This window comes from Aureimonas sp. AU40, assembly GCF_001463785.1.
Lineage (GTDB): Bacteria > Pseudomonadota > Alphaproteobacteria > Rhizobiales > Rhizobiaceae > Aureimonas.
The window spans coordinates 37686-52261 of record NZ_BBWL01000006.1; the positions used below are offsets into that span (position 1 = coordinate 37686).

General features: G+C 67.8%; 12 protein-coding genes. 5 read left to right on the forward strand and 7 right to left on the reverse strand.

Annotated elements, in window-relative coordinates; all coding sequences use genetic code 11:
- Positions 1-33: 33 nt before the first annotated feature.
- From AUL32_RS02745 to AUL32_RS02755, 3 genes are all read left to right on the forward strand, one after another.
- On the forward strand, positions 34-1218 hold the full coding sequence (locus AUL32_RS02745; protein WP_062111540.1) for a substrate-binding domain-containing protein: 1185 nt from the start codon (positions 34-36) through the stop codon (positions 1216-1218).
- A 92-nt stretch (positions 1219-1310) separates the two neighbouring features.
- Complete coding sequence (locus AUL32_RS02750; protein ID WP_062111542.1) at positions 1311-2798, forward strand: sugar ABC transporter ATP-binding protein; 1488 nt, start codon at positions 1311-1313, stop codon at positions 2796-2798.
- Positions 2782-3792 carry an ABC transporter permease gene (locus tag AUL32_RS02755; protein WP_062111544.1) on the forward strand — a complete coding sequence of 337 codons (1011 nt, stop codon included), beginning with the start codon at positions 2782-2784 and terminating at the stop codon, positions 3790-3792. Before AUL32_RS02750 ends, AUL32_RS02755 begins: the two co-directional genes overlap by 17 nt.
- A gap of 88 nt (positions 3793-3880) precedes the next feature.
- Here AUL32_RS02755 and AUL32_RS02760 read toward each other — a convergent pair whose 3' ends face one another.
- From AUL32_RS02760 to AUL32_RS02790, 7 genes are all read right to left on the reverse strand, one after another.
- Positions 3881-4750 (reverse strand): urea carboxylase-associated family protein, encoded by an 870-nt coding sequence (locus AUL32_RS02760; protein ID WP_062111546.1) that lies wholly within the window; start codon positions 4748-4750, stop codon positions 3881-3883.
- A gap of 124 nt (positions 4751-4874) precedes the next feature.
- Positions 4875-6395 (reverse strand): tripartite tricarboxylate transporter permease, encoded by a 1521-nt coding sequence (locus AUL32_RS02765; protein WP_062111548.1) that lies wholly within the window; start codon positions 6393-6395, stop codon positions 4875-4877.
- Positions 6396-6498: 103 nt separating this feature from the next.
- Positions 6499-7041 (reverse strand): tripartite tricarboxylate transporter TctB family protein, encoded by a 543-nt coding sequence (locus AUL32_RS02770; RefSeq protein WP_062111550.1) that lies wholly within the window; start codon positions 7039-7041, stop codon positions 6499-6501.
- Positions 7042-7106: 65 nt separating this feature from the next.
- On the reverse strand, positions 7107-8102 hold the full coding sequence (locus AUL32_RS02775) for a tripartite tricarboxylate transporter substrate binding protein (protein ID WP_062111553.1): 996 nt from the start codon (positions 8100-8102) through the stop codon (positions 7107-7109).
- Positions 8103-8210: 108 nt separating this feature from the next.
- Positions 8211-9947, reverse strand: a complete 1737-nt coding sequence (locus AUL32_RS02780) for a dihydroxyacetone kinase family protein (RefSeq protein WP_062111555.1) — start codon at positions 9945-9947, stop codon at positions 8211-8213.
- A complete protein-coding gene (locus tag AUL32_RS02785; protein ID WP_062111557.1) occupies positions 9944-10897 on the reverse strand; it encodes a sugar phosphate isomerase/epimerase family protein in 954 nt (317 codons plus the stop codon). The genes AUL32_RS02780 and AUL32_RS02785 overlap by 4 nt, the downstream gene beginning before the upstream one ends.
- A gap of 39 nt (positions 10898-10936) precedes the next feature.
- Complete coding sequence (locus tag AUL32_RS02790; RefSeq protein ID WP_062111559.1) at positions 10937-11974, reverse strand: 4-hydroxythreonine-4-phosphate dehydrogenase PdxA; 1038 nt, start codon at positions 11972-11974, stop codon at positions 10937-10939.
- Between the two features lie 164 nt (positions 11975-12138).
- Here AUL32_RS02790 and AUL32_RS02795 point away from each other — a divergent pair, with 164 nt between their 5' ends.
- A complete protein-coding gene (locus AUL32_RS02795) occupies positions 12139-12840 on the forward strand; it encodes a GntR family transcriptional regulator (RefSeq protein ID WP_062111561.1) in 702 nt (233 codons plus the stop codon).
- A 905-nt stretch (positions 12841-13745) separates the two neighbouring features.
- Positions 13746-14576: dihydroxyacetone kinase subunit DhaK (locus AUL32_RS02800; RefSeq protein ID WP_192847412.1), on the forward strand; the 831-nt coding region annotated here is incomplete at its 3' end.

Here is a 14576-nt window from a genome sequence, read left to right on the forward strand (position 1 = left end):
CAGCGCTGCTCGCTCAACATCCGGGAGGATCTCATGCGTCACTTCAAGCCAGCCGCCCTCGCCGCGGCCCTCGCTCTGCTTTCGGTCTCGGTCGCACCGAGCGCGGTGTTCGCGGCCGACAACATCGCCGCCGATCTCAACCAGCCGCTCTGGTATCAGGCGCCGACCGCCAAGACGCTGGAGCTCGCCAAGATCGACGATCTCTCCTCGACCGTGGTTAGCGACGGCCAGCGCGGCGAGAAGGGCGTCCTGGGCTCATCGATCGCCATCACCCCGGAGCAGGCCGCCAAGATCAAGGCCGGCAATTTCACGGTCGCAATCGCCATGGGCTGGCTGGGCGACGACTGGGCCTCCGAGCAGCTGACGGGCCTCAAGGAAAACTTCGAGTCCATGGGTATCAAGGTCGTGGCCGAGACCAATGCCAATTGGGACGACGCCAAGCAGATCTCCGATCTCGATTCCATCGCCGTCCTGAAGCCCGACCTCCTCGTCTCCATCCCGCTGAACGGCCAGACCACGGCGGCCGCCTACAAGCGCATCGCCGAGGCCGGCACCAAGGTCGTCTTCATCGACCAGGCGGTGGACGGCATGGAGCCCGGCAAGGACTATGTCTCGATCATCTCCTCGGACAATCTGGCGCTCGGCATGTATGTGGCCGACGAGCTGGCCAAGGCGATCGGCGGCAAGGGCGACGTCGCCGCGCTCTATTTCGCCAACGACTTCTACGTCACCAATCTGCGCTACGAGGGCTTCGTCGCCCGGCTCATGGCCAAATATCCCGACGTGAAGCTCGTCGCCACCGCCGGCCATGACGACCCGGACAAGGGCCAGGAAGTGGCGCAGGCGCTGCTCGCGCGCTATCCCACGTTGAACGGGCTCTACGGCTCCTGGAGCATCCCGGCCATGGGCGCCGCCACGGCCGCCCAGGTCGCCGGCATGTCGCCCGAGAACTTCAAGATCGTCTGCGAGAACTTCGACCAGATCGTCGCCGCCAACATGGCCAAGAAGGGCTTCATCGCCGGCATCTCCTCGCAGCGTCCCTACGACCAGGGCACGGCCGAGGCCAAGGTCGGCGCGCTGGCGCTGATCGGCGAAGCGACCCCGCCCTATGTCGTCGTGCCGCCGCTGGCGGTGGATCGGAGCAATCTCCCGGCGTCCTACAAGACGATCTACCGCAAGGACCTACCGGCCGAGATGTCGGCCGACCTGTCCAACTGATCCCCGCTTCGCGGCGGGGCGGCGGGTTCGCCGCCCCGCATCTTCCCTGAGCGCTTTGGGTCTCCCGCGCTCGCTGGTCGGGATGGCATGGGATGCAAGACGACATTCTCGACATGCAGGGCATGGAAAAGGCCTTCAACGGCATTCCCGTCCTGAAGAAGGCGCGCTTCGAGCTGCGTCGCGGCGAGATCCACGCGCTGATGGGCGGCAACGGCGCGGGCAAGTCGACGCTGATGAAGATCCTGACCGGCGTTTATCTCCGCGACGCCGGGACGCTGACCCTCGACGGCAAGGCCGAGACCTTCGCCACCCCCGCCGAGGCGGAAGGCGCGGGCGTCGCGATGATCTTTCAGGAGCTCAGCCTTGTGCCGACGCTCACCGTCGCACAGAACATCTTCCTCCATCGCGAGCCGCGTCGAGGCGCCTTTGTGGACGATCGCGAAGCCTGCCGGCAGGCACAGGCGATCCTCGACGATCTCGGCGAGGCAATCGACCCGCGCATGCCGGTGGAACTGCTCAGCACCGGCGCGCGGCAGATGGTGGAGATCGCCAAGGCCCTCTCCAAGAAGGCGCGCGTCCTCATCATGGACGAGCCGACCTCCTCGCTTTCCGACACGGAAACGCAGTCGCTCTTCCGCATCGCCCGCCGGCTGAAGGAGCGCGGCGTCGCCATCGTCTACATCTCGCATCGCATGTCGGAGATCTTCGAGATCTGCGACCGGGTGACGGTGATGCGCGACGGCGCGACCGTTCTGACCGACGACTGCGCGAACGTCTCCATGGAACGGCTGATCGAGGCCATGCTCGGTGGCGGCTCGGTCGGCTCGCTGCAATGGCGCGAGCGCCCGCCCTTGGCCGATGTCGGGGCCGTGCTGGAGGTGCGCAACCTCGGTGTCGCGGTGCGCGTCCACGACGTGTCCTTCTCGATCCGCGCCGGCGAGATCGTCGGGCTTGCCGGCCTCATGGGCTCGGGCCGCACCGAGATCGCCGAGGCGATTTTTGGCGTGCGGGCGGCGACCGGCGGCGAGATCCGCATCGAAGGCAAGCCCGTGCGCTCCACCGACGAGGCCATGGCGGCGGGCGTCGCGCTGGTGCCGGAGGATCGGCGCCGGCAGGGCCTGGTGCTCGATCATTCCGTCCAAAGCAATTTCGCTCTGCCGAGCCTCAAGCGCTTCAGCAAAGGGCTGTTCGTGCGGGACCGCGCGGCGGCGAACGAGGCGCGCCAGTCGATCCGCGACCTGAAGATCCGCACCGACGGCCCGGCCAAGGTGGTCCAGCTTCTGTCGGGCGGCAACCAGCAGAAGGTGGTGCTCGCCAAATGGCTGGCCCGCCATCCCAAGCTCCTGATCCTCGACGAGCCGACGGTCGGCGTCGACATCGGCGCCAAGACCGACATCGTCGAGATCGTGCGCGAGATCGCCGACCGGGGCACGGCGGTTCTCGTCATCTCGTCCGAGTTCGAGGAACTGCTCGCCCTCAGCGATCGGCTGGTCGTGCTGCACGACGGGCGGGTCGTCAAAACCCTGGAAAGACGCGACATCGCATCGGAGGAGGTCCTGCATCATGCAGTCCAAGGCTAGCCCAACCAAGACCGCCGGCGCCGCTGCTGTGCCCGTTCACCCGGCTTTCCACGCCGGATTCCAGTGGCGCGACTTCGTGGTCTACATCTTCTTCGCCGCCGTGCTCGTCTTCTTCGCCTTCACCATCGGCGACAAGGGCTTCCTGTCGATGGCGAACCTCTTCAACATCACGCGCACGACCTCGATGATCGCCGTCATCGCCGTCGCCATGACCTTCGTTATCGCGGCGGGCGAGCTCGATCTCTCTGTCGGCTCGACGGCGGCGCTGGCCGCGCTCGCCTCCGCGCTCGCCATGCAGGCGGGCTACGGCGTGGCGGGCGGGGTGGTCGCGGCGCTGGCGAGCGGGCTTCTGGTCGGCGCGGTGAACGGCTTCTTCGTCACCGTCGTCAACATCCCGTCCTTCCTGGTGACGCTCGGCATGATGCAGTTCGTGCGCGGCCTCGACATGCGCCTGACCTACACCAAGCCCGTGCCGATCTCGGACCAGACCTTCACCGGCCTGTTCGGCTCGGGCAGCCTCGGCCCGCTCCCCTCGCTCTTCGTCTGGTCGCTGGCGGTGGCGGCGATCGGCCATGTCGTCCTGCGCTATACGCCTTTCGGCCGGCAGGTGCTTGCGACGGGCGGCAACCGCGTCGCCGCGCAATATTCTGGCGTGCCGACCAAGCGCATCAAGCTCTATTGCTTTCTCATCAGCGGCGCGGCGGGCGCGGTGGCCGGCATGCTCTATTCCGGCATGATGCAGACGGCGCGCTATTCTTTTGGCACGGGGGCCGAGCTTGCCGCCATCGCGGCGGTGATTCTCGGCGGCACCAGCCTGTTCGGCGGCAAGGCGACCATCATCGGCACCTTCGTTGGCGCGCTTCTGATCGGAACGATCAACAACGGCCTCATCATCATGGGCCTCGATGTCAGCGAGCAGAACATGGTGGCCGGCGCGCTGATCGTGCTGGCGGTCGCCTTCGGCCGCAAGGGCGCCATGGGCGGCGGGCGCTAGCCAAGCGAGGGGCGCTCCGGTCCGAGCGGGGGCGGCCCGGAGCAAAGCGGCGGGGAAAGGCAGGGCCGGCGTGCCCTGCCTTCTTTCGTTATTCGCCCTTGGTGCCGTGGCTGCGGTCGTAGGCGTTTACTGGTGGCGGCGCCCAGCCTTCCGGCAGGCGGGCCGGCTTGTAGACCTCCACCACCAGCGGATGGCAGGCCGCGACATCCGAAGAATGGACTGTGGAGCAGTCGCCGCCGGGGCAGGCGGAGAGGCAGCCGAGAAGATCGATCTCGGCGAAGAACTCGAGATAGTCCCCCGGCCGCACCGGGCTCGCCTTCATGAAATACTGGCCGGTGTCCCGGGTGAAGCCGGTGCACATGAAAACGTTCAGCACGTCATGCACATGCCGCTCGGCCTCGTGCAGCGGCAGCCCTGTCTCGGCCGCCAGCGCCCGCGTCAGGTTGGAATGGCAGCAATGGTGGTACTGGCCGCCGCCGCTCAGCAGCGCATGCGTGTAGGGATCGCAGCGCGTGCCGATCACGTCGTGCACCGAGCCGCCGAACGCATCGAACCCGTACCAGTCCAGCGTATCATGGGTGATCGTCGCCATCGGGCGAAGCGTCGGAAAGCTGGAAAAGAGCTGGTCGCCGAGGCCGACATGCGTGCCGAACAGCGCCCGCGTCTTGCCGCTGTAGAAGCGCTCGGTGAGATCGGCCGCGTTGAAGAGGTTGAGGTCGCCGACCTGCGGCCCCTCGACCGAGAGGATGCGGAAGAAATGGCCCGCCGGGGCGCGGAAGCAGGCGGCGTCGCGCGCCGGCAGGGTGACCCGCTCCACCAGCGACCAGTCCTCCCGAACGGCGCGGTAGGCCGCGAGGTCGGGCTTCGGCAGGGTTTCCACGGGATAGCAGATCACGGGAGCGATGGACCGTCGGTGGGCGGCGTCGCCCGGCGCTTGGGTGAGGGGCTGAGGCTTCAAAAGACGTCTCCGGGTTTGGCTGGTGGTTTCGATAGCGCGATGCCACCTGCGGTTCCAGCCGAACACGAAACGGCCGCGACGGGGATGTTGTCGCGGCCGTTTCGTGTTGCGTGCGCGGGGAGGATCAGCCGCGCGGCGCGCTGGCCTCGGTCCGTTCCCCGCTGACAAGGCCGACGAGCCTGGACAGGAGCGGCCAGAAGAGAAGCAGCATGGCAAGGCCCATCAGCGTCGCCACCAGCGGGTTCGACCAGAAGATCGAGATCGAGCCGCCGGAATAGAGCATGGACTGGCGGAAGGCGTCCTCGGCCTTGTCGCCCAGCACCATGGCGAGCACCAGCGGCGCGATGGGATAGTCCAGCCGCTTGAAGACATAGCCCATGACGCCGAAGGCCACCGCCATCATCACATCGAACTCGGCATTGGCCACGGTGTAGGCGCCGATCAGGCAGACCACGATGATGATCGGGCCGATGATGCCGAAGGGAATGCGCAGGATCGAGGCGAAGAGCGGCACGGTGGCGAGCACCAGCACCACGGCGATGATGTTGGAGAGATACATGGAGGCGATGAGGCCCCAGACGAAATCCGGCTGCTCGGTGAAGAGAAGCGGGCCGGGCTGGAGGCCCCAGATCATCAGGCCACCCATCATGACGGCGGCGGTGGCCGAGCCCGGCACGCCGAGCGCCAGCATGGGCAGAAGCGCCGAGGTGCCGGCCGAATGGTCGGCGACTTCCGGCGCGATGACGCCTTCCGGCTCGCCCTTGCCGAAATTGGACCCGTATTTGCCGAAGCGGCGGCCGAGCCCGTAGCTCATGAAGGACGCGGCCGTCGGCCCACCCGGCGTGATGCCCATCCAGACGCCGACCGCCGCCGAGCGCAGGAAAGTCACCCAGTAATGCGGCAGGCGCGCGAGCGCCCGGAAGATCTCGCGGATTTCGATGCGCGAGGAGACGCCCTTGAACTTCAGCTCCTCCTGAACGGTGAGAAGAAGCTCGCCGATGCCGAACAGGCCGATCACGGCGACGAGGAAGGAAATGCCGCGCAGAAGATCGGTAAAGCCGAAGGTGAGGCGCAGCTCGCCCGACACCGTGTCCATGCCCACCGTCGCGAAGGCGAGGCCCGCCAGGAGCGACACGGCGGTCTTCATCGGATCGGCGCCGCCGAGCCCGATGAAGGAGCAGAAGGCGAGGAGATAGATCGCGAAGAATTCCGGCGAGGAGAACCGCAGCGCGAAGGAGGCGATCCAACCGGCGAGAACCGTAATGACAAGAACGCCCACCAGCGCGCCGATTCCGGCCGAGAAGAAGGCGGTCGCGAGCGCTTCCGTCGCGCGGCCCTGCTTGGCCATGGGATAGCCGTCGAAGGTCGTGGCGACGGAGGAGGGCTCGCCCGGAATGTTGAACAGGATCGAGGTGGTCGATCCGCCGAACAGCGCGCCCCAATACATGGAGGAAAGAAGGATGATCGCCGACACCGGGTCCATGGTGAAGGTCAGCGGCAGGAGCAGCGTCACGCCGTTCGGCGCGCCGAGGCCCGGCAGAACGCCGACCAGAATGCCGAGCAGCACGCCCATGACGATAAGCGCGACATGGTAGAAGGACAGGGCGACGGAGAAGCCGTGCAGGAGATTGGCGAAGTCGGCCATCGTGTGTCTCCTAGAGCATTTCCAGGCAAGGCGGACACGCCTTGCCGTCGGATAATGCGGTGAAATCAGAGAGCTGGAGCCTTTTCGATGTCATCGGAAAGGCTCAGTGGATGCCGAGAAGCGGCATCAGCACGCCCTTGGCGAGCGGAACCTGAAACCAGAACTCGAAGAGGACGAAGAAGGCCCCCATCGTGCAGACGGCGATGGCGAGCGCCTTGGGGAGGCTCGACTTGTTGAGCGTGACGATGGAGAAGACGAGAAACAGGCCGCAGGCGAAATAAACGCCGAGCCAGGGAATGAGCGCGGCCGAGACCGCCGTCGGCACGAAAACCGAGGCGATGCGCCCGAGCGCGCCGTCTTCCAGGAACCGCACGTCCAGCCCGTTTGCCGGATGCATCGCCGCCGGGCCTGCGACCTCCGCTTCCGCCGCCGGGCGCACGCGCCGACGCCCGGTCAGCCCGTAGCGAAGCGCGATTGCCAAGCCGAGAAGCAGCACGAGAATGCCGATGCGGAAGGGAAAATAGCCGGCGGCCGGGCCGAAATCGGTCCAGCCGATGCCGTTCTCCTGTGCGCCATAGGCCGTGACCGCGCCGACCAGGGCAAGCGCCAGACCCGTGACCACTTCGACATGACGCCGAGTCACCATGATGTCCTCCGGGTGGAAGCGTGGAAAAAGGCGGCCCGGCGGGCCGCCTCGGGAGGCGCCTGGGGTTACTTCACCAACCAGCCGTCGGCCTCGAACTGCTTGCGCGAGGTCTCGGCATTGTCGGCGATGTAGCTCTTGAACTCCTCGCCCGCGAGGAAGCGCGGGGTCTGCGAGGTCGTCTTCAGATAGGCCTGGAACTCCGGCGTCTCGGAGGCCTTGCGCAGCATGTCGGTGTAGTAGGCGACGGCCTCGGCCGGCACGTCCGCCGGGGCGAAGACCGTGCGCGGCATCTGGTAGCTCTCGATCGGCAGGCCCTGTTCCTTACAGGTGGGGATGTCGTTCCAAGACTGGGTCTCGGTCACCTTGTCCTTGTAGGCCATGCGCTGGGGCGCGACGACGCAAAGCGCCTTGGCCTGTCCCGCGCGCCACTGGCCGACATTTTCGGCCGGGTTGTTGGTGTTGGCGTCGATATGGTTGCCGGCAAGCTGCACGGCCGCTTCCGAACCCGACTTGAAGGGAATGTAGAGGAACTTCGCGCCGGTCGCCGCCTCGATCTGGCGGACGAGAGTCTGGTCCACGTCCTTGGACTGCGAGCCCCCGAACTTGATGGCGCCGGGTTTTTCCTTGCCGGCGTTCACGAGGTCCATGATCGTGTTGTAGGGGCTGTCGGCCTGCACCCAGACGATGAACTCGTCCACCGCGAGCGTCGCCACCGGCGTCAGGCTGTCGGGCTTGTAGCCGATCTTGGTGACAAGCGGCAGCTGCCACTCGTTGGAGGTGCCGAAGATCAGCTTGTGCGCGTCGCCGGCCGAGCCGGTGCCGTAGATGAAGGCCTCCGCGCCCGAGCCGCCGCCCTTGTTGGCGACCACGACGTTCTCCGGCGCCAGATCGTTCTTGGCGATCGCGGCCTGAAGCTGGCGGGCGAACTGGTCCGTGCCGCCGCCCGCGCCGCCGGCCGCGACGAATTCGATCGGCTTGCTTGGCGCCCATTGGGCCGAGGCCGGCGCGCTGGCGAAGGCGGCGGCAATGGCGACGAGGCTGGTCAGGGCTAGGGTCTTCATGTCGGTTCCTCCCGGTTGGTCTGGTCGGGGCGCGTCCTGCGCCCCTCGATGGGTCCTCGCCTCCCTCGGGCTCTCCTCGGCCCGGGGGCGGCGTGTTCTAGGGATGCGTCAGGCGGGCAGGGGCTCCGCCGTCTCGGCGGCGGCGAGAACCTCTGAGACCGTTCGCGCGACGAGCGCGAGCGAGACGGCGCCGGCGTCGGGATGGCCGAGGCTTTTGGCCGCCAGCGGCCGGGCGCGCCCGAGGCGCGGCGTCAGATCTTTGGTGGCCTCGGCCGCCACGGTCGCGGCCTCGGCGGCGGTGGCCCAGGCCGAGCGCAGATCGCGGCCGGTGGCCACCTCGCGCTCCAGCGTTTGGGCAAAGGGCGCCAGCGCGTCGACCAGCGTCTTGTCGCCCGGCCGGGCGCGGCCGAGCGTGGTGACGGCCTCGAGTCCGGCTTTGGCGCCCGCCGCCACGCGGGGCGCGTCCGGCGCTTCGCCGTCGCCCAGCGCGGTGCCGAAGGCGCGCAGGAACAGGCCCCAGATGGCACCGGACGTGCCGCCCGCCGTGTCGGCCCAGCGGTCCCCGGCATGGGCGAGCAGCGAGCCCGCGCCGGCCCCGGCCTCCAGCGCCTTGCGCCCGCCCTCCGCCGCTGAGGCGGAGCCGCGCCGCATGCCCTGGCCGTGGTCGCCGTCGCCGGCAACGGCGTCGATGCGGCCCAACTCCTCCTCTGCCTCGCTCAAGGCGCCCGCGATGGCCTCCAGCGCCGCCTGGACGCGGGCCGCGCTCCGGCGCGAGGTCTCGGAGGCTGCGGTGAAGCGCAAGGTTTCGGCCCGGCTCTCGATGGGCTTCTCCGCCCGCTCGCGCGGCGTCCCATGGCCACGCCGTAAGGCGGCGGTCTCGGCCGGCGCCAGCCAGAGCGGCTCCAGCTCGGCGTCGAGCCAGGTCAACGTCAGCGAGCAGCCGGCCATGTCGAGGCTGGTGACGAACTCGCCGACCTCCGGCGCGACGAGCTCGAGGCCGCTCGCGCGCAGGCGCTCGGCCACATGGGTCCAGAGAACGAAGAGCTCTTCGTATTTCGTAGAGCCGAGCCCGTTCAGGATCGCGGCGACGCGGCCATTTGCGCCGTCCGGGCGCTCGGCCAGCAGCGGCTCGACCAGCAGCCCGGCCAGCTCGGCGGCGGCCATGCGCGGCTGGTCGCGAATGCCCGGCTCGCCATGAATGCCGAGGCCGATCGCGACCTGCGACGGATTGACGGAAAAGAGCGGGCCGTCCGCGCCGGGCAGGGTGCAGCCGGAATAGGCGATGCCGAGCGAGACGGTGCGCGCGTTGGCAAGCCGCGCCAGGCGCTCCACCTCGTCCAGCGCAAGGCCGGCCTCGGCCGCCGCGCCCGCGATCTTGAACACCGGCACGTCGCCCGCGACGCCCCGGCGCTTGGGTTTCTCGTCCGAGCCGGCGCTCGCGACATCGTCGGTGACGGCGAGCACGCGCACGTCGATCCCTTCGCCGCGCAGCCGCTCCGCCGCCGCGCCGAAGTTCAACACGTCGCCGGCATAGTTGCCGAAGCCGAGCAGGATGCCCCCGCCCCGATGGGCCTGCCGGCAGATGCGCGCGACGCTTTCCGTCGAGGGCGAGGCGAAGACGTCGCCCGCCACGGCCGCGTCCGCAAGGCCCGCGCCGACATAGCCGAGAAAGGCGGGATAGTGGCCCGAGCCGCCGCCGATCACCAGGGCGACCTTGCCCTCCGGCGTCTCAGTGGCCCGCAGCGCGCCGCCGCGGGTGGCATGGACAAGATGGCTGTAAACATCGCAGAAGCCGGCAAGGGCGCTGGCGGCGAAGCGCTCCGGCGCGTCGAAGATCGACGTCATGCTTGAACTCCGGGTCTTGGCAGGATTTTCCTGAGATAGTCGCGATTGGCGGCGCTGACGCTGAGGCCGTCGCCGCCGTAATGCTCGACCAGGAAGGGCGACCGGAAGCCGTGGGCGAGCGCCATGCGAATGGCCGCGCGGTAGTTGATCGTCCCGAATTCGAGCGGGGCGGGGGCGGTCATGACGAGGCCGCTCGAAGCGTCCTCCATGCGCGTGTAGTTCTTGATATGCCAATAGCCGCAGAAGGGCGCGAGCTTTTCCATCATCGCCTGCCAAGGCTCGACCTCGCGATGGAGGCGGACGAGATTGCCGAGATCGGCATTGATCTTGACGTTGGGCAGGTCGATTTCGGTGACGAGGCGAACTGCGCCGTCGGCCGTACCAAGGAGCGTGTCCTCGTACATTTCCAGTGCGACTTCGAGGCCGAGTTCGGCCCCGTGCCGGCCGAGATCGCGCACCCGCTCCACGGCGAGGCGGAAGGTCTCGGGATCGTCGGGGTTCTTGACGCCGTCCACGGTCCAGAACCACAGCGCCTTGCGCTGCGCGTCCGTCAGGGGCGAAAAGAAGCCGAAGGACACGGCCTCCGCGCCGATCCGGGCCGCCGTGTCGAGAACGCGGTGGCCATAGGCGACATGCGCCTCGCCGTGCTCGGGGTCGATCAGGTTGCGCCGCGCGGTGGAAATGCTGGGAATGGTCAGCCCATGGGCGCGGACCACGCCCATGAACTCGTCCAGCCGCGAAGGTTCCAGATCGGCGACGCGCAGCCAGCTGTCGGTCGGGTCGAGCTCGCTGAAGCCGGCATCCGCGACGTCGGCCAGCGTTTCGAACCATTCCTCGGCGGACTGGTCCTGCGTGGAACGCCCGTCCGGGAGCAGGGCTGGATATTGGATCATCGCCGCGGCGATGGGCCAGTTGGTGCGATCGAGCTTCGGTTCGTTGGTATGGGACATGCGCTTCCTCCCCGCGCGTGACCGGATGGGCGGCCCGGCCTATTCGGCCGCCACCGCCCGCGCACGCTGCTGGTTGGCCATGCGCACGGCGAGCCGGAAGGCCTCGCGCGTCGCGCCGATATCGGCGACGCCCTTGCCGGCGATGTCGTAGGCCGTGCCGTGGGCCGGGGTGCAGAGCGGGAAGGGCAGGCCACCCATCATGGTGACACCCTTGTCGAAGCCCATGAGCTTCATCGCGATCTGGCCCTGGTCGTGATACATGGTGAGGACCGCGTGCCAGCCCTCCTTGAGGGCGCGCAGGAACACCGTGTCGGCCGGGAACGGGCCGTCCACCTCGTAGCCGAGGTCCTTGGCGGCCCGCACTGCGGGCTCGATGATCTCGATCTCCTCGGTGCCGAACGCGCCGCCGTCGCCGGCATGCGGGTTCAGGCCGTTGATCGCGATGCGTGGGCGCTCAATCCCGGATTGCTTCAGGCAGTCATTCGTCAGCTTAACCTCGGCCAGAATCGCGTCCACCGAGAGATGCGCCGACACGTCCTTCAAGGGGATGTGCGAGGTAACGCGGGCGTTCCAGACCTTTTCCAGAACGTTGAACTCGCGGACCTTGCCGCGAAAGCCGGTGACATCCACCACGAAGCGGATTTCGTCGTCATAGCCGGGATAGGCCAGCCGCATCGCCTGCTTGTTGAAAGGCGTAAAGCAGACCGCATCCGCCTCGCCGCGATGGGCCATTTCCAGGGCCGAGCGGAAATTTCGCGTGGCGAAAAGGCCCCCGGGCAACGTTGCCTGACCGCGCTCGACCTCCTCGACCGAGAGATGGCCGAGATCCACCAGCACATGCCGCGCGCCGGGCACGATCTCCGCTTCGCTCGCCACCACGTCGAGATCCAACGTCACCCCGGCCTCGATGGCGCCGCGCTCCAGGATGCGCCGGTCGCCGAAGGTGACGATGCGAGCCGCATCCTTCGCCTCCGGCAACGTCAGGAGCATGGCGGTCAGTTCCGGGCTGATGCCGGCGGGATCGCCCATCGCAAGCGCGATCACGGGCCGGCTCGAAGGGTTGGTTGCGTTCGCCATGACGGCTCCTCCCAGGAAACTCGTCAGCAGGCATAACGATCTTGCATTCCGTCATCAAGCCTTTTGTATTCTGCATGCAGCATTTTAAATTGACGCCTTCCCGCCCGCGTGATGAATGTCACGCGCGTCGATGTCCCATCGGGCGCACAGGCCAGGAGCATTCGATGAGCGAGACGATCGGGACGGCCCGTCCGGCGGACCAGGCTGCGGAGCCTGCGGGAGCCGGGCGCATCGCGCGCACCTCGCTGCACGACACGATCGTCAACCGCCTGCGCGACATGATCATCGAAGGCGCGCTGGAGCCGGGTACGCGCCTGCACGAAGGCCAGCTCGGCGAGCAGCTCGGCATCTCGCGCACGCCGTTGCGCGAGGCCATCAAGTATCTCGCCAGCGAAGGTCTGGTGGAGCTCGTGCCCAGCCGGGGCGCGGTGGTGCGCCGCTTCGGCCGCAAGGACGTGCAGGACATGATGCTCGTCATCCGCACGCTGGAGGACCTGGCCGGGCGGCTCGCCTGCGCGGCGGCTAGCGACGGCGGCATCGCGGCGGTGCGGCGCGTGCATGACGAGATGATCGCGCGCTACGAGGCGGGCGACCGGCTGGCCTATTACAAGCTCAACCAGCAGATCCATTCCATGATCGTGGACCTCGCCGACAACCAGTCGCTGGCGCAGGTCCATTCCGGCCTGCAGATGCGTCTGAAGCGCGTGCGCTTCATCGGCCATGAGGGGCCGGAGCGCTGGGCGGCGGCGGTGGCCGAACATGGCGAGATGATCGAGGCCCTGGAGGCGCGAGACGCCGACCGCTTGGCCGAAGTTCTCACACGCCACCTGACCAAGGCCTGGGAGCGGGTGCAGGAAATGCTTTGAGCGGGCGCTGCGGCCGGTTTCGCATGGATGCGTCGGGGGCGCTTGGAGCGCCTAACAAAACCTCGTTGGGTCGGCTGGTCGGGTCATTCCGCCATGGACTTCGTGGCGAATGCTTGGTCCTGCCGCCAGCATCACTTAAGCTTCGCTCCTTGCTCCCGCCGAAAACCCTCGCCCATCCTCCGGCCAGAGGTTTCGTTAGGCATTCTTGAAGAGTGTTTGACCGCTCGGTCGGGTCGGTCCGTCGGCGCTTCTCCACCGCCCCGTCCTTACCAATCCTCGCCGATGCGCCACCGGCATCGACTGCGCTTGTCACTTCGCGGTCGTCGCAAAATCACTCGGCGGCCCTCCGTTGCTGAGTTATCGAAGAGTCTCTTGGGTCGATCGCGGGGAGGGGGCCTCCCAAAGCTCATGCGCTATCCGCGCCGGTTCCAATCCGTATCCGAAGGGCGGGCCGTTCTCGTCTATACGCTTTGGCACCGCTACTGTTGAGCGATCCTCGCCTACCCCGCCCGTGTCTTCCGAAGTGCTTCCGTCATGCGCTTGGTTGCCGAGGCGGATGCCTGTCGTCGCCCTTCCCGAGGCGCCATTCCCTGTCCCGATGAATCCTCTGTCCCCTCCGTGCAGCGTTTCGTCAGGTGGTGCCGTGTCACCCACGGTCTCGTTCCCACGTCGCAGCGATCGGCGATTCCCAACCTCCGCTAAGCCGCAAAACGACCCGGCGTCCTTGGTCTGCTCCCTTTTTTGAGGTCGTCTGCGAAGCGCAAAGCCCTCCGCTCTTCCTCCGCCGCCAGCGCTGTTTCACCACGCACGCCGCCGAAATCTCCGTTCCGTTCCCTCCGAACGCCTTGCCTCCAACCCGCAATCCGTCACCTTCTTCAGCAGGGACTGGGGCAGGGGGACCGCGCGTGAAGAAGCTCATCAACGATCCGAAGGCGATCGTGCCGGAAATGCTGGAAGGGTCGGTGGCTCTCGCGCCGGGTCAGGCCCTGCTGGCCGGCGAGACGGTGGTGCTGCGCCATCCTCTGGCTGAGCCGGATGCGCGCCGGGTCGCTGTCCTGTCTGGCGGCGGCAGCGGACACGAGCCCGCCCATGCCGGCTATGTCGGCGAGGGCATGCTGACCGGCGCGATCGCCGGGGACATCTTCACCTCACCCTCCACCGACGCCGTGCTCGCCGGGCTGGAGGCCGCGACGGGCGCGGCCGGCGCGCTGCTCATCGTCAAGAACTACACGGGCGACAGGCTGAACTTCGGCCTCGCGGCGGAGATCTTGCGCGGCCGGGGCGGCCGGGTCGAGACGGTCGTGGTGGCCGACGACGTCGCCTTGCGCGGCACCGTGCCCAAAGAGCGCCGGCGCGGCATAGCCGGCACCGTCTTGATCCACAAGATTGCGGGCGCCGCGGCCGAGCGCGGCGACGATCTCGAAACGGTCGCGGCCCTTGCCAATGAAGCCGCCGCCGATCTCGGCTCCATGGGGCTGGCGCTGGAATCCTGCACCGTTCCGGCCGCCGGCAAGGCCGGTTTCACGCTGGGAGAGGACGAGATCGAGCTTGGTCTTGGCATTCATGGCGAGCCGGGTGTGCGCCGCGCGCCCCTGCAGCCGGCGAGCGCGCTGGTGGAAACGCTTCTCGCCGCCATCATCGACGATCTCGCCCTGACCAAGGGCGAGCGCTGCGTGCTTCTGGTCAATGGCCTGGGCGGCACCCCGCCGATGGAACTCGACATCGTGGCGGGGGAA